This window comes from Paractinoplanes rishiriensis, assembly GCF_016862375.1.
GTDB lineage: Bacteria > Actinomycetota > Actinomycetes > Mycobacteriales > Micromonosporaceae > Actinoplanes > Actinoplanes rishiriensis.
The window spans coordinates 145,491-170,548 of the sequence record NZ_BOMV01000048.1; the positions used below are offsets into that span (position 1 = coordinate 145,491).

Annotated in this window: 22 protein-coding genes; 12 read left to right on the forward strand and 10 right to left on the reverse strand. The window is 71.4% G+C overall.

The features are described from left to right. Positions 1-171: 171 nt before the first annotated feature. Both Ari01nite_RS20380 and Ari01nite_RS20385 read right to left on the reverse strand, forming a co-directional pair. Positions 172-804, reverse strand: a complete 633-nt coding sequence (locus Ari01nite_RS20380) for a response regulator (RefSeq protein ID WP_239162874.1) — start codon at positions 802-804, stop codon at positions 172-174. Positions 805-865: 61 nt separating this feature from the next. Continuing rightward, positions 866-2,035 (reverse strand): sensor histidine kinase, encoded by a 1,170-nt coding sequence (locus Ari01nite_RS20385; RefSeq protein ID WP_239162875.1) that lies wholly within the window; start codon positions 2,033-2,035, stop codon positions 866-868. A gap of 171 nt (positions 2,036-2,206) precedes the next feature. Here Ari01nite_RS20385 and Ari01nite_RS20390 point away from each other — a divergent pair, with 171 nt between their 5' ends. Then, positions 2,207-3,463, forward strand: coding sequence for a hypothetical protein (locus tag Ari01nite_RS20390; protein WP_203782858.1), 1,257 nt, complete (start codon positions 2,207-2,209; stop codon positions 3,461-3,463). On the opposite strand, the gene Ari01nite_RS20395 is transcribed toward Ari01nite_RS20390, so the two are convergent. Both Ari01nite_RS20395 and Ari01nite_RS20400 read right to left on the reverse strand, forming a co-directional pair. Continuing rightward, a complete protein-coding gene (locus Ari01nite_RS20395) occupies positions 3,464-4,639 on the reverse strand; it encodes a sensor histidine kinase (RefSeq protein WP_203782859.1) in 1,176 nt (391 codons plus the stop codon). A gap of 7 nt (positions 4,640-4,646) precedes the next feature. Further along, entirely contained in the window at positions 4,647-5,294 is a 648-nt protein-coding gene (locus Ari01nite_RS20400) for a response regulator transcription factor (RefSeq protein ID WP_203782860.1), read from the reverse strand. An 87-nt stretch (positions 5,295-5,381) separates the two neighbouring features. On the opposite strand from Ari01nite_RS20400, the gene Ari01nite_RS20405 reads away from it, so the two are divergent. The 4 genes from Ari01nite_RS20405 to Ari01nite_RS20420 are packed head-to-tail and all read left to right on the forward strand — an operon-like array spanning position 5,382 to position 8,794. Further along, positions 5,382-5,867: a hypothetical protein gene (locus Ari01nite_RS20405; protein ID WP_203782861.1), complete on the forward strand. Its 486-nt coding sequence runs from the start codon at positions 5,382-5,384 to the stop codon at positions 5,865-5,867. Then, a complete protein-coding gene (locus Ari01nite_RS20410) occupies positions 5,864-6,907 on the forward strand; it encodes an efflux RND transporter periplasmic adaptor subunit (RefSeq protein WP_203782862.1) in 1,044 nt (347 codons plus the stop codon). Before Ari01nite_RS20405 ends, Ari01nite_RS20410 begins: the two co-directional genes overlap by 4 nt. Further along, positions 6,904-7,605 carry an ABC transporter ATP-binding protein gene (locus tag Ari01nite_RS20415; RefSeq protein ID WP_203782863.1) on the forward strand — a complete coding sequence of 234 codons (702 nt, stop codon included), beginning with the start codon at positions 6,904-6,906 and terminating at the stop codon, positions 7,603-7,605. The genes Ari01nite_RS20410 and Ari01nite_RS20415 overlap by 4 nt, the downstream gene beginning before the upstream one ends. Next, the gene (locus tag Ari01nite_RS20420) at positions 7,586-8,794 is read left to right on the forward strand and encodes an ABC transporter permease (protein ID WP_239162869.1); all 1,209 of its coding nucleotides are present in this window, start codon (positions 7,586-7,588) and stop codon (positions 8,792-8,794) included. Before Ari01nite_RS20415 ends, Ari01nite_RS20420 begins: the two co-directional genes overlap by 20 nt. 5 nt (positions 8,795-8,799) lie before the next feature. On the opposite strand, the gene Ari01nite_RS20425 is transcribed toward Ari01nite_RS20420, so the two are convergent. From Ari01nite_RS20425 to Ari01nite_RS20435, 3 genes are read right to left on the reverse strand one after another with little or no spacing between them, the layout of a single operon-like run. Next, positions 8,800-13,638, reverse strand: coding sequence for a DNA repair ATPase (locus Ari01nite_RS20425; protein ID WP_203782864.1), 4,839 nt, complete (start codon positions 13,636-13,638; stop codon positions 8,800-8,802). Further along, positions 13,635-15,632, reverse strand: coding sequence for a flotillin family protein (locus Ari01nite_RS20430; RefSeq protein ID WP_203782865.1), 1,998 nt, complete (start codon positions 15,630-15,632; stop codon positions 13,635-13,637). The genes Ari01nite_RS20425 and Ari01nite_RS20430 overlap by 4 nt, the downstream gene beginning before the upstream one ends. Further along, on the reverse strand, positions 15,632-16,129 hold the full coding sequence (locus Ari01nite_RS20435; RefSeq protein ID WP_239162870.1) for a hypothetical protein: 498 nt from the start codon (positions 16,127-16,129) through the stop codon (positions 15,632-15,634). The genes Ari01nite_RS20430 and Ari01nite_RS20435 overlap by 1 nt, the downstream gene beginning before the upstream one ends. Before the next feature lie 244 nt (positions 16,130-16,373). On the opposite strand from Ari01nite_RS20435, the gene Ari01nite_RS20440 reads away from it, so the two are divergent. Continuing rightward, positions 16,374-17,600: an acyltransferase family protein gene (locus Ari01nite_RS20440; RefSeq protein WP_203782867.1), complete on the forward strand. Its 1,227-nt coding sequence runs from the start codon at positions 16,374-16,376 to the stop codon at positions 17,598-17,600. Beyond that, positions 17,587-18,576, forward strand: a complete 990-nt coding sequence (locus Ari01nite_RS20445; protein WP_203782868.1) for an SGNH hydrolase domain-containing protein — start codon at positions 17,587-17,589, stop codon at positions 18,574-18,576. The genes Ari01nite_RS20440 and Ari01nite_RS20445 overlap by 14 nt, the downstream gene beginning before the upstream one ends. 56 nt (positions 18,577-18,632) lie before the next feature. Here Ari01nite_RS20445 and Ari01nite_RS20450 read toward each other — a convergent pair whose 3' ends face one another. Genes Ari01nite_RS20450 through Ari01nite_RS20460 form a run of 3 tightly spaced genes read right to left on the reverse strand, consistent with a single transcriptional unit; the run spans position 18,633 to position 20,335 of the window. Further along, positions 18,633-19,277 (reverse strand): DUF3618 domain-containing protein, encoded by a 645-nt coding sequence (locus Ari01nite_RS20450; RefSeq protein ID WP_203782869.1) that lies wholly within the window; start codon positions 19,275-19,277, stop codon positions 18,633-18,635. Further along, entirely contained in the window at positions 19,274-19,684 is a 411-nt protein-coding gene (locus tag Ari01nite_RS20455) for a phage holin family protein (protein WP_203782870.1), read from the reverse strand. The genes Ari01nite_RS20450 and Ari01nite_RS20455 overlap by 4 nt, the downstream gene beginning before the upstream one ends. Positions 19,685-19,744: 60 nt before the next feature. Beyond that, entirely contained in the window at positions 19,745-20,335 is a 591-nt protein-coding gene (locus tag Ari01nite_RS20460) for a DNA mismatch repair protein MutL (RefSeq protein ID WP_203782871.1), read from the reverse strand. 36 nt (positions 20,336-20,371) lie between these two features. On the opposite strand from Ari01nite_RS20460, the gene Ari01nite_RS20465 reads away from it, so the two are divergent. From Ari01nite_RS20465 to Ari01nite_RS20485, 5 genes are all read left to right on the forward strand, one after another. Next, positions 20,372-21,058, forward strand: coding sequence for a response regulator transcription factor (locus Ari01nite_RS20465; RefSeq protein WP_203782872.1), 687 nt, complete (start codon positions 20,372-20,374; stop codon positions 21,056-21,058). Positions 21,059-21,096: 38 nt separating this feature from the next. Beyond that, positions 21,097-22,377 carry a sensor histidine kinase gene (locus Ari01nite_RS20470; RefSeq protein ID WP_203782873.1) on the forward strand — a complete coding sequence of 427 codons (1,281 nt, stop codon included), beginning with the start codon at positions 21,097-21,099 and terminating at the stop codon, positions 22,375-22,377. Between the two features lie 87 nt (positions 22,378-22,464). Then, positions 22,465-23,229 carry a lytic polysaccharide monooxygenase gene (locus Ari01nite_RS20475; protein WP_203782874.1) on the forward strand — a complete coding sequence of 255 codons (765 nt, stop codon included), beginning with the start codon at positions 22,465-22,467 and terminating at the stop codon, positions 23,227-23,229. Positions 23,230-23,267: 38 nt separating this feature from the next. Next, positions 23,268-23,828, forward strand: a complete 561-nt coding sequence (locus Ari01nite_RS20480) for a DUF305 domain-containing protein (protein WP_203782891.1) — start codon at positions 23,268-23,270, stop codon at positions 23,826-23,828. Between the two features lie 169 nt (positions 23,829-23,997). Next, a partial coding sequence (locus tag Ari01nite_RS20485) for an outer membrane protein assembly factor BamB family protein (RefSeq protein WP_203782875.1) occupies positions 23,998-25,058 on the forward strand: 1,061 nt, incomplete at its 3' end.

Consider the following 25,058-nt stretch of genomic DNA (forward strand, 5'->3'; position numbering starts at 1 on the left):
TCCCGACGCCGCACCGGGCCGAGGCGGCCCGCACAACGCCAGCATATGAGGGGCTTTAGCTATTGCATAGAGTAGGCAATAGGGATTACGTCAGCCCTGGCGGTGCTGCCCGCGGGGTCGTGGGCACGACCAGGGCGGCGGCCAAAGCCACGACGCCGGCCAGGCTGGCCGTCAAGTTCCGGAGTCTGGAAAACCGGCTCGGATCAGGCCGGATTCGTAGGCGAAGACGACGGCCTGCACCCGGTCGCGGAGGCCGAGTTTCATCAGTACCCGGGCCACATGGGTCTTGACCGTGGCCTCACCGACGACGAGCGCGGCGGCGATCTCGGCGTTCGACATGCCGCGCGCCACCAGCCGCAGCACCTCGGCCTCCCGTGGGGTGAGAGCGGGTATCTCGGTGGGTGGCCGCGGCCCGGGCTGCGCCGTGAACGCCGAGATCACCCGGGTGGTCACCGCCGGGTCGAGCAGCGCCTCGCCGCCGGCCACCACCCGGATCGCGGCGATCAGGTGTTCCGGCGACGACACCTTGAGCAGGAAGCCGCTGGCACCGGCGCGCAGCGCGCGATACAGGTTTTCGTCGGTGTCGAACGTGGTGAGCACGATGATCCGTGGCGGGTGCGGACCGGCCAGCAGGGTGCTGGTCGCGGACAGGCCGTCCTGCCGCGGCATCGCGATGTCCATCAGCACGACGTCCGGACGCACCCGGCGGGCCAGCGCCACCGCCTCGGCCCCGTCACCGGCCTCGCCGACCACCGTCATGTCCGGCTCGGTCTCGATCACCATCCGCAGGCCGGCCCGAACCATCCGCTGGTCGTCCGCGATGACGACGCTGATGCTCACCGGCCGGCCCCGCCGACGAGACAGGTCATCGGATCGCTCCCGCCGGCAGGGGGAGGCGGCAGCGGACCGCGAAGCCGCCTTCGGCCCGCGGCGCCGCGGTCAGGTCGCCGCCGAACAGGGCGGCCCGCTCGCGCATCCCGATCAGGCCCTGGCCGCCGCCGGTGCCCGGGCCGGCGGTCGGAACCGCGGCCGGCGGGCCGTCGTTGGTGACCGCCAGGTGCAGGCCGTCCGGCCGGAACGCGACCTCCACCTCGGCCCGCGCCGGGCGGGCGTGCTTGAGCACGTTGGTGAGCGCCTCCTGGACGATTCGGTAGGCCGACAGGTCGACCGCCGGCGGCACCGTGACCGGCTCGCCCTCGCGACGCACCGACACGTCCAGCCCGGCGTCGCGGACCTGCCCGATCAGCTCGTCCAGCCGGTCCAGGCCGACCGGCGGCTGGCTGGCGTCGGAGCCCTCGCCGCGCAGCAGCCCGAGAGTGCGCCGCAGCTCGCCGACCGCGTCCCGGCCCGACTCCTCGATGCTGGTCAGCAGCTCGGCGTCGACCGGCATCCCGGCCGCGAGCCGGCGCCGGACCGCACCCGCCTGGATCACCATGACGGTCACGCTGTGCGCCACCATGTCGTGCAGCTCGCGGGCGATCCGGACCCGCTCCTCCATGACCGCCTCGCGGGCCAGCCGTTCGCGGATCGCGGCCCGCTCGGCCGCCGCCTCGGCGGTGCGCCGGGCCTGCACGGCCAGCGCGACCCCGAGGCTGTACGGCGCGGCCGGAAAGAACAGCGCGGCCATCGGGTCGGTCGGGTCGGCGGAGAGATACATCACCGCGGTGACCAGGACCAGCGCCGCGCCGGCCAGGCCGCGCCACCGGCGGTCGCCGCCGAGCGGGGGCACGTGCCGGCCCACCGTGTACGCCGCGATCATCATGGCCACCATCTGCCACAACCGGAAGTTGACCGTCTTTTCCGGGCCGACCCACGCCTCGGTGTAGAACGCGTTCATCGGGCCGATCACGTGCGGCACCATCCCGATCAGCGGGATCACCCGGCGCACCACGATCAGCGCCGAGAACAGCGCCAGCAGGTATGGCCACCAGGCGCCGGGCATCCGGATCAGAAACTCCTCGGCCAGCCCGAACGCGGCGAAGCCGGCGGCCACCGCCACGTCGATCGGGCGTACCAGCCCGAGCCGTTCCCGCATCACCCGCCGACGGTACGGCGTGACCGGCCTTCGCCGAACCCGTCTGCGGGATGACACTCCCGTCCGCCTCGAGGCGGACCCGGGTTCCGCCCGGATGCGGGTTACCGCAGCGCCGCCGGTTCGTAGCGTCCCGGACCGGATGCCAACCACGGCTTTGAGGAGGGACTTTCGATGTGGCGTAAGGCTGCCGCGGCGAGTCTGGTGCTGGCCCCGATCGCCCTGGCGATCGCGACCGGCGTGGACCCGGCGCTCGGGGATGACCAGGGGTACGGGATCTACCGGGCGCACCCGGACGCGACACAGTGGCACTCGTTGCTGCTGCACTGGGCCTGGGTGCTGTTCGTGCCCGGCCTGCTCGGGCTGCTCGGCCCGGTGCGCAAGCGGGGCGCGGTGCTGGCCGCGGTCGCCTGGGTGTCGGTGATGATCGGGCTGGCCACCTTCGCGGCGCTGATGGCCGTGGACTTCGCGCTGCTGGCCCGCGAGCAGCACGGGCTCACCGACGCGCAACTCACCGCGGTCGACGACCAGTTCGGCGAGCTGGGCTGGGCCACCTGGGGCTGGCAGGTGCCGGGCCTCGCTGGCTGGGCGCTGTCGCTGATCGTCACCCCGCTGGCCGCGGCCCGGGCCCGGGTGATCAGCTGGTGGGTGGCCGGTGCGGTTCTCGCCGGCACGGTGCTCTACCTGCTGTTCGCGATCTCACCGGTGCCGCTGAGCCTGACCGGGCCGGTGGTACTCGTGGTCGCGTACGGGATCGCCGCCAAGCAGTTGCTCGCCGGTGGCCCGGACCGGACCGCCGAGCCGGACACCTTCGGCGCTCTCCGGCGCCGGTTCGGCCTCGTCTGCCTGGTGGCCGCGCCGGTGTCGTTCGCGGTGGGGATGGCGACCGTGCCGCCGGGCGACGACATCGTGGGCCACCCGGGGCTGACCCAGGCGAGCGGGTTCTTCCTGCACCTGGCGTGGGTGCTGTTCGTGCCCGCGGTGCTGGCGATCGCCGGACGCGCCGGCCGGGTGACCCGGGTGATCGCCGGGGTGACCGTGCTGGGGCTGCTGAACTTCAGCGGCCTGATGGTGGGCGACTACGTCGACCTGGCCAACCGGCAGGTGCTGGGCGCCGCCGACGCTGACCGGCTCAGCGAGATCATGGGCGGGTACGTGCTGTTCACGGCCGGTTGGGCGCTGCCCGGGATGGCGCTGGCGCTGGTCGGGCTGGTCGCGGTGGCGATCTCCGCGGGGGTCGAGCGGGTGCTGCGGTGGTGGGTGCCGGCGCTGGTGGTGGCCGGGATGGCCGCGTTCCTGCTGCTGGGGATCGGGCCGCTCGGCGTGGTCGGACCGGTGTTGCTGATCGGCGGGTTCGGTGCGGCGGCGATGGCGCTGCGGCGCACCCCGGCTGAGGTGCCGGTGCCGGCTGAGCCGGTACGTTCCCGGTGATCAATGCGCTGGTGCGGCGGGCTCAAGCCGCGCCGCACCAGCGGAGATCCCGAACGTCGCGGTCATCACCAGCCCGCCGCCGGGCCTGGGGTCGGCCTCGACCGTGGCGTCGTGGGCAGCGGCGATGGCCCGCACGATGGACAGGCCGAGGCCGTGGTGACCCTCCCGGCCGGCGGTGCGGTCCAGCCGCTGGAACGGTTCGAACAGGTCGGCCACCCGGTCCGGTGGGATGTCCGCGCCGGTGTTCTCGACCCGGAGCACGGCGCTGCCCGTGCGTACCCCCGTGGTTATTTTGATCTTGCCGCCCGGGACGTTGTAGCCGACCGCGTTGTCCACCAGGTTGGCCACCAGGCGCTCGACCAGGGCCGGATCGCCGGTGGTCCAGGCCGGGTCGATGCTGGTGTCCAGACGGACGCCGGCGGACCTCGCGGCGGACCGGTAGGCGGTCAGGGTGCGCTCGGTGATCGCGGCCAGGTCGACGTGCTCGCGGTGGTCCAGGCAGCGTTCGCTGCCGGCCAGGGTGAGCAGCGACTCCAGCATGGCAGCCTGCTGCCGGCGCAGGTCGAGGAGGCGCTCGAAGAGGGCGCGGTACTGCGGCAGGGTCGCGGTGCGGTCGGTGAGCATCTCCTCGATCAGCGCGTGTTCCACGGTGAGCGGGGTGCGCAACTCGTGGGCGGCGTTGGCAACGAAGCGTTTGTGCGCGTCGAGGGCGGTCTCGAGCCGCTGGAGCAGGCCGTCGACGGTGTCCGAGAGGTCGCGCAGCTCGTCCCGCGGACCGGTGGCGGCGAGCCGGTCGTGCACGTTGCGGGCCGAGATCCGCTGGATCGAAGTGATCATCGTGCGGAGCGGGCGCAGGATCCGGCCGGCCAGCACCCAGCTGAGCAGCACGGTCAGCACCGCCATGATCGCGAGCGCGACCAGCGACCAGCTGAACATCTCCTGGAGGTCGGCGGCGCGCATCCGCTGCGCCTCCTCAGTCATCCGCCGGGTGACGTCATCGAGCTCGGTCGGCACGGGCATCGGGCCGGCTCCGCTCTGGTGCGTGCGGAACAGGAACCGCTGCCGAGCGTTCGCGACCAGCAGATAGGTGATCGTCAGCAGGACCGCGCCGCTCGCGATGAACAGCACGCCGAGCAGCAGGGTGAGCCGCGCGCGGACTCCGGTGGGCAGTCGCACGGCGGCCTCAGATCCGGTAGCCGCTGCGCGGCACGGTCTCGATCAGCGGCGGGTCGCCGAGCTTGCCGCGCAGCCGGTTGATGGTCGCCTTGACCGTGGTGGTGAACGGGTCGGCGGCCTCGTCCCAGACCCGGTCCAGCAGTTCCTCGGCCGGCACCGCCCGCGGCCGCGCGGTCAGCAGGTATTCCAGCACGGCGAACTCCTTGGGGGTCAGCGGCAGCCGGACGCCGCCCCGGGTGGCCACCCGCCGGGCCGGGTCCAGCTCCAGGTCGTCGTGTGCGAGCACGGTCGGCAGGGCGGGCTGGGAGCGCCGGCCGATGGCCCGGACGCGGGCGATCAGTTCCGCGTACGCGAAAGGTTTTGGCAGGTAGTCGTCGGCGCCGAGGTTGAGACCCTCGACCCGATCGGCGACAGTGCCGGACGCGGTCAGCATCAGCACCCGAGCCGGACCGCCCTGCGCCTGTTTGCAGACGTCGTCGCCGTGCACCACCGGAATGTCCCGGTCCAGCACGATCACGTCGTAGCCGGTCACCGTCGTGTGCTCGAGCGCCTCGCCGCCGTCGTAGACCACGTCCACCGCCATGCCCTCGCGCCGCAGCACCCGCCCGATCGAGTCGGCCAGCTCGACCTGGTCCTCCACCACCAGCACCCGCATCCGACCAGCCTGCCGGTTCCGGCGTCACGTCGCGGTCACAAACTCGCGGACCGGGCTGTGACCGACACGTCCGTAGAAATCTGCGGCATGCGAATGAAGATTGTGGTGGTGGCCGGCCTGCTGATTCTGTTGAGCGGCTGTGCCGACAAGGAACCTGTGGCGGCGCCTTCCGCCGACGAACGCGAGTCGCAGGCGATGAAGTACTCGCAGTGCATGCGGGACAACGGAGTGCCGAGCTTCCCCGATCCCGTTGACGGGCGACTCCAGATCCAGATCCGCAAGGGTTCCGACCTGGACCCGGACAGCGAGGCTTTCCAAAAGGCCCAAGAGACATGCAAGCCGTACGCCCCGGCAGGTCTCGGCGAGCAGCAGGCGAACGGGGCCCAACAGGCCCAGATGCTCAAGTTCGTGGCCTGTATGCGGGAGAACGGCGTACCGAACATGCCCGACCCGCAGCCGGACGGCCGGATGCTGATCGGCGGCCCGGACGGCGGCGGCGTGGATCCGGAGTCGCCGGCGTTCCAGGACGCCCAGGCGAAGTGCCGGGACCAGATGCCCGCGGGAATGCGGTGAGCACGGGCCGCTGGATCACGGCGGGCGTGGCGCTGGCCGGAGTCGGTCTGGCCGGGCTCTTCTGGTCCCGGTCGGCGTCCGGCGAGGCGCCGGCCCCGGCCGCCGTCTCCGCCGCCACGGTCGAAGTGCGGCAGGGTGCGCTGTCCGGGCAGGTGAACCAGACCGGCACGTTGTCGTACGCGGCCCGGGCCGACGGCAGCGACTACCCGATCGTCAACCAGGCGTCCGGCCTCTACACCAAGCTGCCCGCGGCCGGTCAGGTGATCGGCTGCGGGCAGGTGCTCTACTGGGTCGACGACGACCCGGTGCTGCTGCTCTGCGGCAACCGCCCGCTCTACCGCGACCTGTACGAGGGTCGCGAGGGCTGGGACGTGGCACTGGTGAACCGGGCCCTCTCCCTCGACGGCGACGAGTTCACCTGGGAGACCGGGAACGCCCTGGCGGAGTTGCAGGAGGACCGCGGCGCCGAGGAGACCGGAACGCTGCGGGTCGGCGCGGCGGTCGTGCTGCCCGGCCCGGTCCGGATCGCCGAGGTGACCGCGACCCTGGGCACCCGGGCCCAGCCGGGCGGCCGGATCGGTGCGGCCGTGACCACCGCCCGGCAGGTCGTGGTCGAGCTGAACGCGTCGCAACAGGCCCAGGTCAAGGTCGGCAACCGGGCCCGGATCACGCTGCCGGACAACCGGGTCACCGCGGGCCGGGTGAGCCGGATCGGCGCGGTGGCCACCGCGGGCAAGGAGGGCGAGGGCGCGACCGTGCCGGTCTATCTCACCCTGGACCAGCCCCGGGAGGCGGGCGCGCTGGACGCCGCACCGGTGCGGGTGCGGATCACCACGGCCGGGGTGAAGGACGCGCTGATCGTGCCGGTCACCGCGCTGATCGGGGTGGACGGCGGCGGCTTCGGGGTGGAGCGGGTCACGGCGGCCGGGGTACGCGAAACCGTGCCGGTCAAGCTCGGCCAGTTCGACGACGCGGCGGGCATGGTGCAGGTGACCGGGCCGTTGGCGGTCGGCGACCGAGTGGTGGTGCCGTCGTCGTGAGCGGGCCGGTCCTGGAACTGGTCGACGTCGTGAAGGCGTACGGTGACCAGCCGGTGTTGCGGGGCATCAGCCTGCGCGTGGACCCCGGCGAACTGGTCGCGATCGTCGGGCCGTCCGGCTCCGGCAAGTCGACGTTGCTGCACGTCATCGGCACGCTGGAACGCCCCAGCGGCGGCGTGGTGCGTATCGACGGGGTGGACGTGGCCGGCCTGGACGACCGGCGGCTGGCCGATCTGCGGGCGAGCCGGATCGGCTTCGTGTTTCAGCAGTTCTTCCTGAGCGCGCACGCCACCGCGCTGGAGAATGTGGCCGACGGGATGCTGTACGCCGGTGCCGACGTACGGACCAGGCGGCGCCGCGCGGCCGAGGCGCTGGACCGGGTCGGCCTGGCCCACCGGATGCGGTTCACCGCCGCCAAGCTGTCCGGTGGGGAACGGCAGCGGGTGGCGATCGCCCGGGCCCTGGCCGGCCGGCCCGCGATCGTGCTGGCCGACGAGCCGACCGGAAACCTGGACAGTGCCGCCGGCGCCACCATCGTCGACCTGCTGCACGAACTGAACGCCGAGGGCGCCACCATCCTGGTGATCACCCACGACAACCAGCTGGCCGCGTCCCTGCCCCGGCAGGTGCACGTGCTGGACGGCCGGCAGGTTCCGTACGGCCAGGAGGTGATGACCCGTGCGGCTGCGCCTCAGTGACCAGGCCCGGGTGGCCAGCGTCGGTGTGCGGGCCCGCAAGCTGCGGGCCGCCCTCTCGGCGCTGGGCATCGCGATCGGGGTGGCCGCGATCGTGGCGGTGCTGGGCCTCTCGTCGTCGTCCCAGGCCGGCCTGCTGGCCGAGATCGACCGCCTGGGCACCAACCTGCTCACCGCCGACAGCGGCCGCTCGTTCGCCGGCGCCGAGGCGCAACTGCCGGTGGAGGCCCCGGCCCGGGTCGGTAACCTGGCGGCGGTCGAACAGGTGGCACACACCGCCGCGATCGACGACGCCAAGGTCTACCGCACCCCGCTGATCCCGGCGGTTTCCACGAACGCGCTGCAGGTGCGCGCGGCCAGCCTCAACCTGCCCGAGGTGGTGGCCACCGGCATCGCGCAGGGCCGGTGGCTGAACGAGGCGACCGCCACCGAGCCGGTGGTGGTGCTGGGCGCCACGGCGGCGAGGCGACTGGGCTTCGACCGGGTGGTACCGGGCCAGCGGGTGTGGCTGGGCGGCCAGTGGTTCTACGTGGCCGGCATCCTGCGGCCCACCCTGCTGGCGTCCGAACTGGACACCAGTGCCCTGGTGGGCTACCGGGCGGCGGAGCGCTACCTGGACCACGTCACCGTGGCGTCGGGTGCGGCGCGGGCCGGGCCGCCGGGCACGCTCTACGTCCGGGCGCAGACCGCGCGGGTGGCGCAGGTGCAGTCGGTGCTGGCGCAGACCGCCAACCCGCAGTCCCCGAACGAGGTCGACGTCAGCCAGCCCTCCGACGCCCTGACCGCCCGCGCCGCCGCCGAGGGCGCCTTCGACAGCCTGTTCCTGGGCCTGGGCGTGGTGGCCCTGATAGTCGGCGCGGTCGGCGTCGCCAACATCATGATCATTTCCGTGCTGGAACGACGCTCGGAGATCGGTCTGCGACGGGCGCTCGGCGCAACCCGCCGCCAGATCCGGGGCCAGTTCCTGGCCGAGGCGATCCTCCTGACCCTGATCGGCGGGGCGGCCGGGGTGGCGGCCGGGGTGCTGTCCACCGTGGTCTATGCCCGAAGCAGGTCGTGGCAGGTGGTGGTGCCGGTCGAGGCGTGGGCGGGCGGCATTGTCGCGGCCATCGTGATCGGCGCGATTGCCGGGTTGGTGCCGGCCTTGCGGGCCGCCCGCCTCTCCCCCACCGAGGCACTGCGCTCCGTCTGAGCCGCCTACCGGTGCAGGCGGGTGATCGCCGAGGACACGTCGCCGACCCGGTCGGCGAGCAGCCCGACCGCGCCGACCGCGCGGGTCATCGGGTCGTCCTCGGCGCCACCCAGCGCCTTGGCCCGCAGGTAGGCTGCCTTCACCTCGGCCCAGCGCTCCTCCTGCGCCGGGCTGAGCCGGCCGCGCAACTCGGCCAGCTTGAGCAGGTTGGCCTCGGCGCCCGAGGTGAGGGTCTGCGCCTCGCCCAGGTAGTGGTCGTCGAGCACGCCCTCCAACTCGGCCTCGTTCATCGCCGGGACGATGCGTTCGGCCAGCTTGTTCATGTTGCGGTAGGAGCCCTGGAGACGGAACGGCGGCTCGGTGCGGGACTCGTCGGCCTGGCCGGCCGAGGCGATGTACGCCTGGTTGTTGCGCAGCACCACCCGCTGCACCCGGCGCATCTTGCGCAGCACCGACAGCACCTGCTCGAGCTCGGCCGCCGAGTACGCGTACGCCAGCCGGTCCGGTCGCACCGACTCGTCGCCCTCGGCCAGCCGGATCAGCAGCGGCAGGTCACCGCGTTCCCGGGTGGCCAGCGGCGCCAGCACCGCGTTCGCGGTGAGCGAGTTTTCCAGGTAGGAGAGCTCGAACGCCTCCTCGCGACCGGCCAGCACGTCGCCCAGGTTCCACACATCGGCCCGGTTGGCCAGCATGTCGGGGATTCGGAAGCGCTGCCCGCTCTCGGTGTACGGGTTGCCGGCCATGCACACCGCGAATCGCTTGCCGCGCAGGTCGTAGCGTTTTGTCTGGCCCGCCCAGACGCCCTCCATCTGGCGCTGGGCGTCGCACAGCGAGATGAACTTCTGCAGCAACTCGGGCGAGGTGTGCTGGATGTCGTCGAGATAGAGCAGCACGTTGTTGCCCATCTCGAGCGCGAACGAGATCTTTTCGACCTCCAGCCGCGCGGTCGAGTTGGGCGCCGCGGCCGGGTCGAGCGAGGTCACGTCGTGCCCCAGTGCCGGCCCGTTGATCTTGACGAAGACCAGGCCGAGGCGGTTCGCGACGTATTCCATCAGGGTGGTCTTGCCGTAGCCGGGCGGTGAGATCAGCAGCAGCATGCCGGACTGGTCGGTGCGCTTCGCGTCGCCGGCCGCGCCCAGCTGGCGGGCCAGGTTGTCACCGATCAGTGGCAGGTAGACCTCGTCCAGCAGCCGGTTGCGGACAAAGGTGGTCATCACCGACGGCTGGTATTCGGCCAGGCGCAGGCGGTCGCGCTCCGCGGTGGCCAGGGCGGTCCGTCGTTTCTGGTACGCCCGGTAGGCGGGCACCGTGGTCTCCCGGAACCGGCGTGTCTCCGCCAGGAAACGGTCGAGCCTGATCGGCAGTTTTCGGCCAGCAATCTTCGGGTGTACGCCGAGCAGGCCGTCGACCGTGGCGTCGAGCGCGGCGGCCGAGTCGTAGCGGGTGAGCTGGCTGCCGGTCAGTTCGATGGCGACCGCCTCGAGCAGGTCGTCGGCGGTGCCGCTCCCCGGGTGCGCGGCCCGGAACGCCGACAGCCACCCGGTGATCAGCTGTCGCCGCTCGGCCACCGTGCTGAGTCCGCGCAGGTCGTCGAGGTATCCGCGGTCGGTGCGGTGGAACCGGTCGAGGAATGTGCGCGCGCCGGCGCTCGTCACGAACCCGGCCTGGCCGGCGGCCAGCTCCTCGACCAGGTATTCGCCGACCCCATGACCACCGACCCCATGACCACCGACCGTGCCGCCGGCCGCCGTGTCAAGCTCGGCGGCCAGCTCGGCCAGACCGTCGGCGGCGCCGAACGCCTGCCGGGCCCGGGCCAGCGAGGTCGCCCGTACGGTCCAGGCCGAACGCTGCTCCGCGGTGGCGTCGAAGGCCCAGAACAGCTGGGCCGCGACCCGCACCGACGGCAGGTAGCGCAGCAGGCCGGCGGCCGCGTGCAGACGGATCACGGTGTCCAGCACCAGGGTGGCGTCGGCGTCGTGCACCCCGCGTTCGTAGCCCTCGTCGATGCGCGACTCGGCCTCCCGGCGTACCAGGTCACGCAAGGACCCGTCGGCCAGCGCGACGGCCACACCCGCCGGATCGGCCGCGAAGATCGCGGCGGCCAGGTGCTCGGCCCGGTAGATCTCCCGATTTTCGGAGACCAGCGACTGCTCCCAGAACGGGCGGGTGTCGGCCACGAACGAGGCGTCCCGGATCGGCGCGCGGTAGTCGGTGCCGGTGATCGTGAAGGCCAGCTCGGCGCCGTCCGGCACCAGCGTGAGATCGACGGCCTGGGTGTTGACCGCGAACGTGTGCCGGCCGAGGCGGATCGTGGTGCCGCCGTCGCCGTAGAGGTCGAGGCGGTCGCGCAGGGACCGGCCGGCCTCCTGACGGGCCGCCTTGACCCGGCCGTCGAGCTCCTCGGCCCGCACCGCGTCGCCCAGAGTGCGCAGCTCGGCGGCCACCGAGCGGAGCTTGCCCACCATCGGGTCGGTGGCGAAGTAGGTGTTGACCTCCTCCAGCGTGGCCAGGCCGGCGACCCGGCGCTGCACGCTCGCGAGGGTGCGCTGGGCCGAGGTCACCAGGCGGTCGGCGCGCCGGGCCCGCTCGTCGAGCAGGCCCTGGCGGCGGGCCGCGAACGCCTCGTAGAGCTCGGAGCGCTTGGCGGCCAGCGTGTCGATGAAGTCCTCGAACTCGCCGAACCGCGACTCCAGCGCCTCGACCTGCAGCATCAGCTTGGCCGACTGCTCGTCGCAGCGGTCCGGGGTGTCGGCCGTCGCCAGCCCCGCGGTGATCGCCTGGCCGAGCAGCGCGAACTCGGCGGCGAACGCGGCCCGGCCCTCGACGCCGGCCAGTTCCCGGCGGCGGGCGTCCAGCGTGGCCCGGGCCCGGTTGACCCCGCCGAGCACCTCGCCGATCCGCTCCAGGATCGCCACCCGGACCGTGGCGTCGGCGATGTCGAGCCCGCCCACCACATCGGTGACCACCTGGAGGCCGTCGGCCTGCTCGGTGAGCCGGGTCGCGACCGGCTCGGCGGCGGCCACCGTGGGGATGGCCGCGGCGTCGGCGACCAGCTGCTCGACGGCCTGCTGATAGCCGGCGAACGCGTCCTCGCGGCGCAGGAACTCAACGGCCCGGCGCGCGGTGGCGTCGACCTCGGCGGACAGCTCCGCGGCCAGCGCGTCGAGCCGGGCCAGGTCGACGTAGCGCAGCTCGCGCAGCGTCACGGCGTGGCCCTGCTGTTGGCGCAGCGCGGCGAGCAGCCCGATCCAGCCGTCGGTGCCGGCCGGCGCGTCGGCCCGGGCGCGCCGGATCAGCGCGGTGGCGCCAGCCTGCGCCTCGTCGACCGCGGCGGTGGCCTGCGCGGTGAGCGCCTGCACCGACTCGAACTCGTCGAGCACCTGCTCGGCGGTCGCGCGGACCTCGGACAGCGGGGTGGCGAGATCTTCCAGGTCGGACTCGCCGAGCCAGAAGTAGTGGTCGAACAGCCGGGTGCAGGCCGCAATGATCGCCTCGAACACCGCCCCGGACGGGGTCATCTCGTCGACCATCCGGGTCACCGTCAGCGCATCGGCGATGCCCCGCACCAGGTCGGCGTTGCCGATCCGCTCCAGCGGCCCGGTGCCGGCCGGCTGCGCCGCCGCGAACGTGTCGGACACGTACGGCGTCTGCCAGATCTGCATGGGGTGGACCCGGGTCGGCTCGTCGGAGTCGTGCCGGAAGGCGATCAGGGTGCCGTTGTCGAACAGCGAGTAGCCGTGGCACGCGATCGGGGTGGCGACCTCCTTGCGGATCACGTTGTACGGCAGCAGCAGGTAGCGGCCGGCGGCCCGGGCGTGGAAGACGTAGAGCACGTCCTCGCCGTTGACCGAGCGCACCACCCGCTCGAACTCCAGATCGGCGGTGTCCGCGTCGAACGTCTTGGCCACGCCGGTGGCCAGGTAGTAGCCGCCGGGGAAGATGATCCCCTGGTCCTCGGGCAGCCGCTGGCAGGCCTGCCCGATGCCGTCGAGCCGCTGCACGTCCCGGGTGCGCGAGTTGAAGACCAGGTAGCGGTGCTGGGTTTCCTTGTACGGCAGGATTTTCAACAGGATCAAAGGACCCACGACCGCGTACGCGATCTCGGCGTCGGCCAGGCTCTGCAGCGGCTCGGTGACCGGCTCGTTGAAGACGCCGGCGCCGTCCTCGGTGTTGTTCTCCACCTTGACCGTGAGGTTGCCACCGACCGTCTCGACGAAGACCTGGTCGAGGATCGACACGTGCGGGTGCCGGCCCAGGATGTGGTTCTCCCGGGTGGTCAGGGTCCACTCGAAGTCGTGCTGGGGCGGGAAGACGTGGTCCCGTTCGCCGCGGCTGTCCACATATGACACATTGCCGTCGGTCGCCACCCGCCAGCGCAGCACCTTGAGGTCGTCGGTCCGCGCCCCGGTCTGGAACACCGCCAGCAGCAGTCCCTCGAGCCGGCGCAACTGGAGCAGCCGGGTCTCCCGGTAGTACCGGTACAGCTCGGCGAAGTCGCGCTGGAAGCCCTCGTCGTCGAGCAGTCCGGGCTTGGTGGCCGCGGTGAACTTGCCGTCGGCGTAGTCGTGCACCGCGAACACGTCGGCGACCGCTGTCTCGGACTTGAGCCCGATGAAGACGTTGTAGCCGAAAAGCATGGTGCCGCCCACGTGCACGACGTCGCGCGGAACGCAGTTGTTCTCGGTGCGGATGCGCTCGGTGCCGGCGAGCCGCATCTGCTGCCCGCCGAACGTCTCGATCCGCTTGTCGTTCAGCGCCTCGGCGCGCGCCGCCAGCTCCTTGGCCTGCGCGCCCAGGCGGGCGCGCAGGACCTCGTAGGTGCCGGCGTCCAGAGTTTCACTCACCGGGCGGCCGGCACCTTCGCGTCGGCGATGCCCATCTCTTTCGCGGTGGCCAGCAGCTCACGCAGCTTGCCGGTGTCGCCGTTGCCGGCCTTGATCTGCTGGCTCAGGAAGGCCGCCAGACTGAGGTTGGCCACGTCACCGGTGGAGACCGAGCCGAGAGCCCGGGTCAGGTCGCCCATGAAGTCGCCGTTGCCGTCGAAGTAGCGCGAGCCGAGCGCCTGCGCCACGGTCGAGTTGCCGACGAAGCCGTCCACGCTCTTGCCCAGGGTGATCGAGCCGAGCAGCTTGTCGAAGAAGATCGAGTCGCCGCCGACGATGTCGATGTCGGCCTTCTCCAAGCCGGCCGCCAGAACCATGGCCTGCGACTCGGCGATCTCCTTGTGCACGTGGATGCCGGCCAGCCGGATCTCCTTTTCCATCTCCAAGCGCAGGCGGTATTCCTCGTGTTCGCGGGACGCCTCGTCGAGGGCCGCCATGGCACCGGCCTTGTCGGTGAGACCCTCGGCCTCGGCCAGCAGCTTGGCCTTGATCGCCTCGGCCGCGACCAGCGCCTTCTCGCGGTCGACCACGGCCTCGGCGCGGCCGGTCTTTTCCACCACCTCGGCGTTGCGCTCGCGGACCTGGACGTCGGCCAGGCCGGCCGCGGCCACCTCGGCCTGCACACCCTCGGCCAGCCGGATCTTGGCGCGGGCGTCCAGCTCGGCCGCCTGCTGCCGGGCCTCGGCCAGCAGCAGCTCCTCGCGGGCCCGGAACTTCGCCGCGGTCTCCGACGCCTCGGCCGCCTTGATGTCCTTGACCAGGGACTCCTGCGCCTCGGCCTCGGCCTGGATGATGACCGCCTGGCGGGTGCGCTCGGCCTCCTCGATCACCCGCAGCTTCTTGATGTTCTCCTCCTGCTCGGCCACGGTCCTTTCGACCGCGATCCGCTCCCGGATCACCTCGGCGATCAAGCGCTTCTCGGCCTCGACCTCCTTGTCCTTGGCGATCGTGGTGAGCTCGGTCTCGCGCTGCCGGGCGATGACCTCGAGCATCCGGTCCTTCTCGATCCGCTCGGTCTCGATGGCGATGACCCGCTCGCGGTTCTTTTCGGCGACCGCGATCTCGCGGGCCTTGTTTTCCTGCTGCACACCCAGCTGCTGGGCGGTGCGCAGCTCGGCACCCTCGGCGCGCAGCCGCTCCTCGGCCCGGGCCAGCGCGATCTCGGCGTCCTCGCGGGCCCGGATGGTCTCGATCTCGCGGCGCTGCTTGATCTCGGCGTCCGCCTGCCGGCGCTGGAGCTCGAGGATGGCCTCCTTGGCCTCCACGTCCTGCCGGGTGATCTCCTTCTCCTCGTTGCGCCGGTAGTCGTTGGTCTTGACCGCCTCGATCGCGGTGAGCTCGGTGATCTTGCGGATGCCCTGGGCGTCCAGGATGTTCTTGCTGTCCAGCGAGTGCAGCGGGGTCTGCTCAAGGAAGTCGATAGCCGCGTCCTCGAGGCTGTACCCGTTCAGGTCGGTGCCGATCACCGAGATGATCTGGTCACGGAAGTCGTTGCGCTTGGTGTAGAGGTCGACGAAGTCGAGTTGCTTGCCGACCGTCTTGAGCGCCTCGGAGAACTTGGCGCTGAACAGTTCCTGGAGCGTGATCTCGTTGCTGGCCCGCTGGGTGCCGATCGCCTGGGCCACCTTGATGACGTCCTCGGTGGTCTTGTTGACCCGCACGAAGAACGTGATCCGGATGTCGGCCCGGATGTTGTCGCGACAGATCAAACCCTCTCGACCGGTACGTGAGATCTCGATCGTCTTCACCGAGATGTCCATGACCTCGGCCTTGTGCAGCACCGGAAGGACGACCGCGCCGGTGAAGGTGACGTCCACCCGGCGGACCTTGGAGACGATGAGCGCCTTGCCCTGTTCGACCTTGTGGAACATGCGACTCAGGAAGAGCGCAAGACCGATGGCGACCAGAACGATGACTGCGACGAGAATGCCGAAACCGGTGGAGATTACGTCCATCAAATATCCTTCGTTGCGATATCAGCGGGGATGACCCAGAAGAACTCGCCCTCGGGGTCGAAGTCGTAGAGCAGTGCGACGGTGCCGGCGCGCAGGTCGTCGGTGCCGGCCTGGCGCACCTGGACGATCGCCGAGGAGCCGTCGCCGGCGTGCACCTCGGCCTGTCCGAACGTGCCGGTCACCCGCCCGGTGCGGATGATGCAGGTGTGGCCGACGAAGTCGGCGCGGGACGGATTGATGCCGACCGGCCGGAACCGTCCGATCAGGAGGGTCGCCAGCCGGGTGAGCAGCCAGGCGGCGACCAGGGCGGCGATCAGCGCCACCCAGCCGGGCAGGAATTCGGCGCCGGCCAGGCTGCCGAACCAGGCGAACGCGACGAGTAGCGAGAGCGGAACGGTGACCGGCACGCCGCCGAGACCGGCGAAGTCGAGCGTGCTGTCGTCGCCGACCGCCTCCGGGTCGACGCCGCCGGTGATCACCACCAACCAATAAGCCACCACAATTACCAAAAGCGGCGTGAAGAGCACGGTGGGGAAGCTGAACGCAGCCTCGAAGAACCCGCCCATTGCCTGTTCGTGCCCCCGTTCCCCGTGTTGCCGGCCCCCATGGTGACAGGCCGGGTCAATGCGCGCTAGCACGAATTCCACACGCTCGCTGCAATTCGGAGAAAGGTCCGCTGAACGCGGGGTCCAGTGCCAAAAGGCCCGTTTCCGCCTGTCTGGGCGATTAGCGTTCCCGGCGATGATGCAGATGACAACCGAGGTACGTCACCCGGCCGCGCACGACCGCGCGGCCGGGCCGTCCCTCCGGTTCCGTCCGGACGTCGAGGGCCTGCGCGCCGTGGCGGTCGCCGTGGTCGTACTGTTCCACGCCGGCGTCCCCGGAATCGGCGGCGGCTACATCGGGGTCGACGTCTTCTTCGTCATCTCCGGCTTCCTGATCACCACGCTGATGCTGCGCGAGGTGCACGAGACCGGGAATCTGTCGCTGCTGCGCTTCTATGCCCGGCGGGCCCGGCGGATTCTGCCGGCCTCCACGGTCGTGCTGATCGCGGTGACCCTGGCCGGCTACCACTGGCTGGGCTTCCTGCGCGGCGACGAGATCGCCTCGGACGCCCGCTGGGCGGCGCTGTTCGCGGCGAACTTCAACTTCGCACAGCAGGGTGTCGACTATCTGACCTCGCAGGCCGCGCCGTCGCCGCTGCAGCACTTCTGGTCGCTGGCCGTCGAGGAGCAGTTCTACTTCGTCTGGCCGGCCCTGCTGGCCCTGCTCATCTGGCTCGGGCTGCGGCACGCCACCCCGGTCGTGCTCGGCCTGGCCGTGGCCGCCTCGCTGGGCTTCTCGATCTGGCAGACCGGCACCACCTGGTCGTATTTCTCCCCGGCCACCCGGGCCTGGGAACTGGGGGCCGGCTGCCTGCTCGCTCTGGCAGCCGGCCGGCTGACCCGGATCCCGCCCCGGATCGCGGCCGCGATGGCCGGTGTCGGGCTGGCCGGGATCGTGGTGGCGGCGCTCAGCTTCGACAGCACCACACCCTTTCCCGGGTACGCGGCGGCGCTGCCGATCGTGGCGACCGTGCTGGTGCTGGCCGGCCGCGGGGACGCCCTGCTGGCGGTCCGCCCGATGCAGTGGCTCGGGCGGATCTCGTACTCGCTCTACCTCTGGCACTGGCCGGTGCTGATCGTCGCCGAGCAGGCGTACGGTCCGCTGTCCGGGCCCGCCCGGTTCTGGCTGGTTCTGCTCAGCGTGGTGCTGGCCGCGATCACCTACGCCTGCATCGAGAACCCGGTCCGGCACAGCCGGCACCTGCGGCGCTCCCACCTGCGTACGGCGGTGGTGGCGGTGCTGCTCATCCTGGCGCCGCTCGCGGTGGCGCAACTGACCACGATCACCTCGCCCGCCGGCGCGGGCGGTGGTGCCGAGCATCAACCCCGGTTAGGAGCGCCGCTCCCACATGTCCAGCCCTGAGCCCCGTCGTCGTCTGCCCTACCTGCTCGTCCTGCTCACCGTGCTGGTCGCGGGTGCGGTCGGCTGCGGCGGCGAGAAGCAGTCGACGGGTACGAGCACTGAGCAGCCGGCGCCGCGGGTCGAGTTGTCGACCGTCCTGGCCGCGGTCCGCAAGGCGCCGGCAATCCGCACCGTGCCGCCAGACCTGACGCCGTCCATCGCGACGGCCGGCGACGACATGGGCTTCGACAACGAGAAGTGCGAGGTCGCGCCGCAGGTCGACCGGATGCCCGACCCGTGCGTCTTCGGCGACCCGGCCAGCGCGTTCCGGGTGGTGCTGTACGGCGACTCGCACGCCGGCATGTGGCTGCCGGCCATGATGCCGATCGCCCAGCGCCGGGAGTGGCGCCTAGAGTTCTACGGCAAGCCGGCCTGCCCGACACCGAAAGTAACGTTCTGGAACGAGCAGGAGCGGCGTCCGTTCACCGAGTGTGACCGTTTCCGCGACTTCGTCCTGAGCCGGTTCCAGGCCGACCCGCCCGATCTCGTGGTGGTGACCAACGAGAGCTTCGGCCGCAAACTCGACCGCGGTGAGCCGATCACCGCGTCGCAGTGGCAGGAGGGGCTGCGGCAGACGCTGGCCACCATGCGCCGGGCGGTACCCCGGGTGATCGTGCTGGGTGACACCCCGGTGCTGGACGAGAGCGCGCCGGACTGCCTGGCGGCGCACGGCGCGAACCTCGCGGCCTGTTTCACCACCAGGGCGAAGGCCACCGAACGGGTGTGGAACGACGCCGACAAGGCGGCCGCGGAGGCGACCGGCTCGGGATACATCCCGGTACTGCCGTGGCTGTGCAGCGCGGTCTGTACCCCGGTGATCGGCAACGTCGTGGTCTACCGCAACCGGTTCCACCTGTCCGCGACGTACGCCCGGATGCTCAACGGGGTGCTGGAGGACGCGCTGTTCCAGACGCACCCCGCCGATCAGATGCCGTAACGGCCCGGCCCGTCACCGCGGGCCGGGCCGTCCGGTGCTTCTCTGCCGGCTACCGATTACCGGCGGCGGCGCAGGATCGTGGCGGCGATGGCCGCGATGCCCATGGCCGCGGCGGCGAGCACCGCGAACGGGAGCGGGCGGCGGGCCACGGTGGCCGGGTCGCCGTCGGTGAACTGGTGCTTGGCCCGATCGGCCGCCTCGGCGGCCGACTCGGCCACCCGCGACGCGGTCTCGGTGGTGGTCTGCTGCACCCCGGCTACCGTTGCGCGGTGCGTGGTGCCGGCCGCGGCTGCGGCGCGGTTGGCCTCGGCCGTCCTGGTGCCGGAGTCGGCGGCGGCCCGGTTGGCCTCGGCCGTGCGGGCGGTCGCCGCGTCCCTGATCTCGGCTGCCTTCTGCACGGCGGCGCCCTTGGCCGCGGCCGTCTTGCCGGCGGCGGCCTCCTTGACCTGGGCGGTCTTGTCGGCAGCGGCCTGCTTGACGTCGGCGGCCTTGTCCTTCACCTCGGCGGCCTTCTCCGCCGCGGCCTGCTTCACGTCCGCCGCTGCGTTCTGGACCTGGGTCTTCTTGGCCGTGGCGACCTGCTTGATCTGCGCCTTCACGTCGGTCTTGGCGGCCAGCGCGGCGGCCGTCTCCTGCAGCTCGGCCCGGGTTTCGGCGATCTCCGCCCGTACCTCGTCGGCGGTCCGGTTCTCGGCGCTCATGAGCGGCGTCCCTCCTTGATCGCGGCCTTGACCGCCTCCACGTCGCGCCGGCCGCTGGCCATCGCGTCCTTGGGCTCCGGCGGCAGCGCGCGCTGCACCTGGCTCTTGCCGATCAGCGCGGCGATGCCGGCCGCGGCGAACAGCACCACGGTCACCACCAGGGCCGCGACCCAGACCGGCAGCACCAGGGCCAGGGCTGCGCCGACGGTGACCAGGAGCGCGCCCAGGCCATACAGCGCCAGGACGCCGGCGCCACCGAGCAGTCCGGCCCCGGTGCCCGCGCGCTTGCCCTTCTCCACCATCTCCATCCGGGCCAGCGTCAGCTCGTCCCGTACGAGCGTCGAAACCTGCTCGCCCAGCTGCTTCACGAGTTCCGAAGTCGGTTGGTGCTCGGTGTGCGTAGTCATGCGTGCATCCCTCCTTCTGCCGATCCCTTTACCCGGCAAAACAGGAGGTAATCGACCCGATTACTGGCCGATCTCGCTGACCTGGGAAAACGGACGATCATCCCACCAGGTCGCGTGAATGATGAAGCTGTGCCCGGTCTCGTTGAAGTAGACCGCCATGTTGTCCGGGGAGTCCTGGACCTTCTGCACCGCGTACCCGTCGGCGGGCGTCGCGGTGACCAACTCGACCACCCCGTCCGAGGTCATCCGGATCACCGCCTGCCCGCCCTCGACCTTGAAGGAGCGGACGAACGTGCGCAGGCCGTCCGCCGCGGTGGTGACCGTCCAGCCGTCCTCGGTGGTGGTCGGCGGCGTGGTGGCGCGGCCCGGCGCGGACGTGGTCGCGGAGCCGGACGTCGGCGTGGGTGCGGTGGTGCGCGGCTTGCGAGAGGTCGGGGCGGTCGTCGGTCGCGACGGAGCGTCACCGGGGCCAGTCACGCTGGGCAACGGTGCCGGGAAGCTCGTCGCGTTCGCGGCCGGCAACTGGGCCAGCGCGGTGTCGGCCGGCTCGCTCGTGCGCAGCACCGGCAGGATCGCCACGCTGCCCAGCACGATGCTGGTCGCCGTGGCGGCGCACCAACCGGCGACGGGGGCCAACCGGAAACTTCCCATCTAGTTATCGTCTCACTTACACCTATGGTGTACGCCATGGCGTTGATCCTGCTGGTCGAGGACGACCGCATCATCACGGCCGCCCTGTCCCGCGCCCTGACCGACGCCGGGCACGTGGTGCGGCCGGTGGGCCGGGCCGCCGACGCCCTCAAGATCGTTTCCGCGGAACGGCCCGATCTGGTGATCCTCGACCTGGGGCTGCCGGACATCGACGGCACCGACGCGCTGCGGATGATGCGCTCGGTCTCCGACGTACCGGTGATCGTGGCGACCGCCCGCCGCTCCGAGGCCGACATCATCAGCCTGCTCAGCGCCGGTGCCGACGACTACGTGACCAAGCCGTTCTCCGGCGGGCACATCCTGGCCCGGATCAACGCGGTGCTGCGCCGGGCCCGCACCGCGCCCGAGCAGGCGCCCCAGGAGATCACCGTCGGCGAGTTGGTGATCAACCCGCGGCAGCGCCGGGCCGAACTGGCCGGTCAGGCGCTCCAGCTGACCCGGCGCGAGTTCGACGTGCTGGCCTACCTGGCCGAACGCGTCGGGCAGGTGATCAGCCGCCGGGAGCTGATGAACGAGGTGTGGAACCAGGCCCGGATCGGCGAGGAACAGACCATCGACGTGCACATCTCCTGGTTACGGCGCAAGCTCGGCGAGACGGCCGCGCAGCCGCGGTTCTTGCACACCGTCCGCGGGGTCGGCGTCATGATGGTCGATCCCCAGTGAGGTGGGCCCAGTGAGGTGGGACCAGTGAGGTGGGCCCAGTGAGGTGGGCGCTCAATCGGCTGGCCCTCGCGATCACCTCGATGGTGGCGCTGGCGTTCCTGGTGCCGCTCACCCTGGCCACCCGGCAGATCGCGTACGACCGGGCGATCAGTGACGCGCGCCAGCAGGCCACCTCACTGGTGACCGTGCTGGGGGTGGACGCCGATCCGACCCTGCTGACGAACGCGGTCGCCAGCACCACCGCGGGCAGTCGCGGCCGGCTCGCCGTGCACCTGCCCGATGTCGCCCCGATCGGCGTCTCGCACACCGTGGCCGGGCAGGTCGCCGGGGCCGCCCAGGATCGCAGGTCTGCGCTCGCGACCGTGCCGGACGGCGTCGCCTACCTCCAGCCGACCGTGCTCACCGACGGCCGGACCGTGGTGGTCGAGGTGTTCGTGCCGGACGCCGAGACGCGCCGCGGGGTGTGGCCGGCCTGGCTGGTGCTCGGCGGGCTCGCGATCGTGCTGGTGGCGGGCTCGACGCTGCTCGCCGACCGGCTCGGCAGCCAACTGGTCAAGGCCACCCGGCAGCTCGCCACCTCGACCCGGCGGCTGGGCGGCGGCGACCTGGCCACCCGGGTCGAGCCGGCCGGACCGCGCGAGCTGCGGGACGCCGCCGCCGCGTTCAACACCATGGCCGACGACCTGCGCAGCCTGCTCGACAAGGAGCGGGAGCTGGCCGCCGATCTGTCCCACCGGCTGCGGACGCCGCTGACCGCGCTGCGGCTGGACGCCGAGGCGATGCCGCCCGGCCCGGTGGCCGACCGGATGCGCCAGGCCTGTGACCTGCTCGACGAGGAGCTCGAGGCGATCATCACGGGCGCCCGGCTGGGGGTGGAGGCGCGCGGCCGGGAACGCACCGACCTGGTCGAGGTGCTCGCCGACCGGCTGGCGTTCTGGTCGGTGCTGGCCGAGGACCAGGAACGGCCCTGGCAGGTGGTCGGCGGCGAGGTGCCGGTCATGCTGCCGCTGCCGCGCAGCGAGCTGATCCTGGTGGTCGACGCGATGCTCGGGAACGTCTTCTCGCACACCCCGGACGGGGTCGCGTTCCGGGTCACGGTCTCGCCGGACGGCCTGCTGGTGGACGACGCCGGACCGGGCATCGCCGACCCGGCCATGGCGGTGCGGCGCGGGGTGAGCGGGGCCGGCTCGACCGGGCTGGGCCTGGACATCGTGCGCCGGGCCGCCACCGAGTCCGGCGGCGAACTGGTGATCGAACGCAGCCCGCTGGGCGGCGCCCGGGTCGGCATCCTGTTCGCCGCCCGGTCCGCGGTTTCATGATCCCTTCCGGCTTCTTTAAGGAACCTTTATGGCTCCGCCCCATAGCGTGCTCGCCGTACCTGGCCCCGAAAGCTACGGAGAGCAGCCATGCGCAGGAAGATCGCCTACCCCCTGGTCGCGCTCGGAATGACGGTCGGCTCCACGCTGACGGTGGCGTCGCCCGTGCTGGCGCACGGATACGTCTCGACGCCGCCGAGCAGGCAGGCGCTGTGTGCGGCCGGCACGGTCAAGGACTGCGGGCCGATCCAGTTCGAGCCGCAGAGTGTCGAGGCGCCGAAGGGTGCGAACCGCTGCGACGGCGGGGTGCAGCAGTGGTCGGTCCTGTCCGACGAGTCGCGTAACTGGCCGGCCCGGCCGGTGGGCTCCTCGGTCACGTTCACCTGGGTGCTGACGGCGCGGCATCGTACGGCCGACTTTGTGTATTTCGTCGGTGGTACGCAGGTGGCCCGGTTCGACGGCGGCAACGCCCAGCCGGATGCGGTCGTCACGCACACGGTCGACATGTCGAAGTTCCCGGGGCGGCGGACGGTGCTCGCGGTGTGGAACATCGGGGACACGATCAACGCCTTCTACAGCTGCGTGGACCTGAACGTCGGTGGAGGAGCCGGAGCTGCTCCGACAGCTGCTCCGACCACTGGCGCGCCTGCTCCCGCGCCGACTGCCACGAAACCGACCGCCGCACCGACGTCCGCTCCGGCGAAGGCTTCGGGGACCTGGGCCGCGGGCACCTCCTACCGGACCGGGGACGAGGTGACCTTCAACGGGGTCCGTTACCAGTGCCGGCAGTCGCACACGTCGATCAACAGCTGGGAGCCGTCGATCTACACCCTCGCCCTCTGGCTGCCGCTGTGAAGCGCCGGGTACTCCTCGCGCTGGCCGCACCGCTGCTGCTGACCGCCTGCGGTACCGCGTCGCCACCCGCCGCCACGTCGTCCGGTGCCGGGAGCGCCGCGGTCAAGTCGGTGGCCGAGATCCAGGCCGGCGCCGAGTTCAACGACACCGACGTGATGTTCCTGCAGATGATGGTCCACCACCAGAAGCAGGGCCTGGAGATGACCGCGACGGCCGCCGAGCGGGCGAAGAGCCCGGAGCTCAAGGTGCTGGCCGAGGCGGTGCAGGCCACCGAGAAGGACGAACTGGCCATGATGCAGTCCTGGCTGAAACAGTGGAACAAGCCGGTGGACGTCGACACGAACACCAGCCTGCACGCCGACCACGGCGGCCTCCCCGGCACCGGCGCTGCCGAGATCAAAGCGCTCAGGACGGTCAAGGCGACCCAGTTCGACAGCGCCTTTCTCAACCTGTTCCTGGCCCACCAGCACAACGCGGTGGAGATGGCCCAGCAGGAGGTTGGCAAGGGCGCCAACCAGGCCGCGAAGGACTTCGCCACCCGGGTCCGCGACTCGAGGCAGGGCGAGATCCAGCAGATGCTCAAACTGATGAACGGCTAGCCCGGTTCAGCTGCCAGCGGGCGGGCGGTCCTTCTCGGCCGTCCGCCCGTTCCGGCATTCGGCCCCTTTTGTCGGCTTGCGCGGCGTAGGTTATGCCCGCAAATCACCGGATTCCAGGGGGCCTGCTGTGTTCCGTACCCTCGCATTGATCTTGACCTTGGGTCTTCCCGTGCCCGGTTGGGAGCACCCCGGCTATGACGCCGAGGACAGCTTCTACAATCCGGGCGAGTCGGCGATCAACACGGCCAGCATGCCGCACCTGACCAGGCGGTGGTCGGTGCAGTTGCGCCAGCACGAATCCTGCCCCGGCCCGTCCGCGCCGCTGGTCGCCACCGGCCGCGTGATCGCCACGGATGACCTGGGGATCAGCGCCTACCAGGCTCTGACCGGCAAGCTGGCGTGGCGCTACAACTGGCCGGACCCGCTGGACTCGGACACTCCTTACCTCGGCGTCGCCGGCAACGTCGTGATCGCCGCCAACTCGGACTGCAACTCGGCGAGCGACCCGGACGGCACGCTCACGGCGCTCGACCTGGCCACCGGCCGCCCGCGCTGGACCAAAGAGGTGGACATCCCCATCTACAGCGCGCTGGTCGACAAGAACCTGCTGGTCATCTCCGGCGAGTCGATGTCGGACGAACTGGGCACCTTCGCCTACCGCGTGTCCGACGGCCAGGAGGTCTGGCGAAAGATGGGCTACCTGGCGTCGAGCGTCTCGGCGAACGGCCGCATGCTGCTCAACAAGGGCAACTCCACGACCGCGGTCGCGGTTGCCGATGGTGCGGCGCTATGGACGAAGTCCCGCAAATGGCTGAGCCAGAGCGCCACCCCGGCCGCCGACCGTTTCCTGGTCACCGAGGGCATGGCTCTGCTGGCCGTCAACGCCGCCACCGGCGCGATCGCCTGGACGGCTCCGGGTAAGGCCGCTGACTTGCTGGCCACCGACGGCCGTAGGGTTTACCGGGCTTCGGGCCGCACGATCGAGGCGGTGTCGGCGGCCAACGGGCGTCTGTTGTGGTCCCGCCAACAACCCACCGAGCCTAATCAGCCGGTGCGGGCGGGCGGTCTGCTCTTCACGGGCGGCGCAGTCCTGAATCCCGTGACGGGGGCGATGGTCGCGGCCGGCACTCCGTTCGCCGGTAAGCAGGTAATCGCGGGCGGCCGCCTGTTCACGGTCAACGGCAGCACCCTATCCAGCCACGCGCCTAGGCAAACAATCGTGAGGCGGCT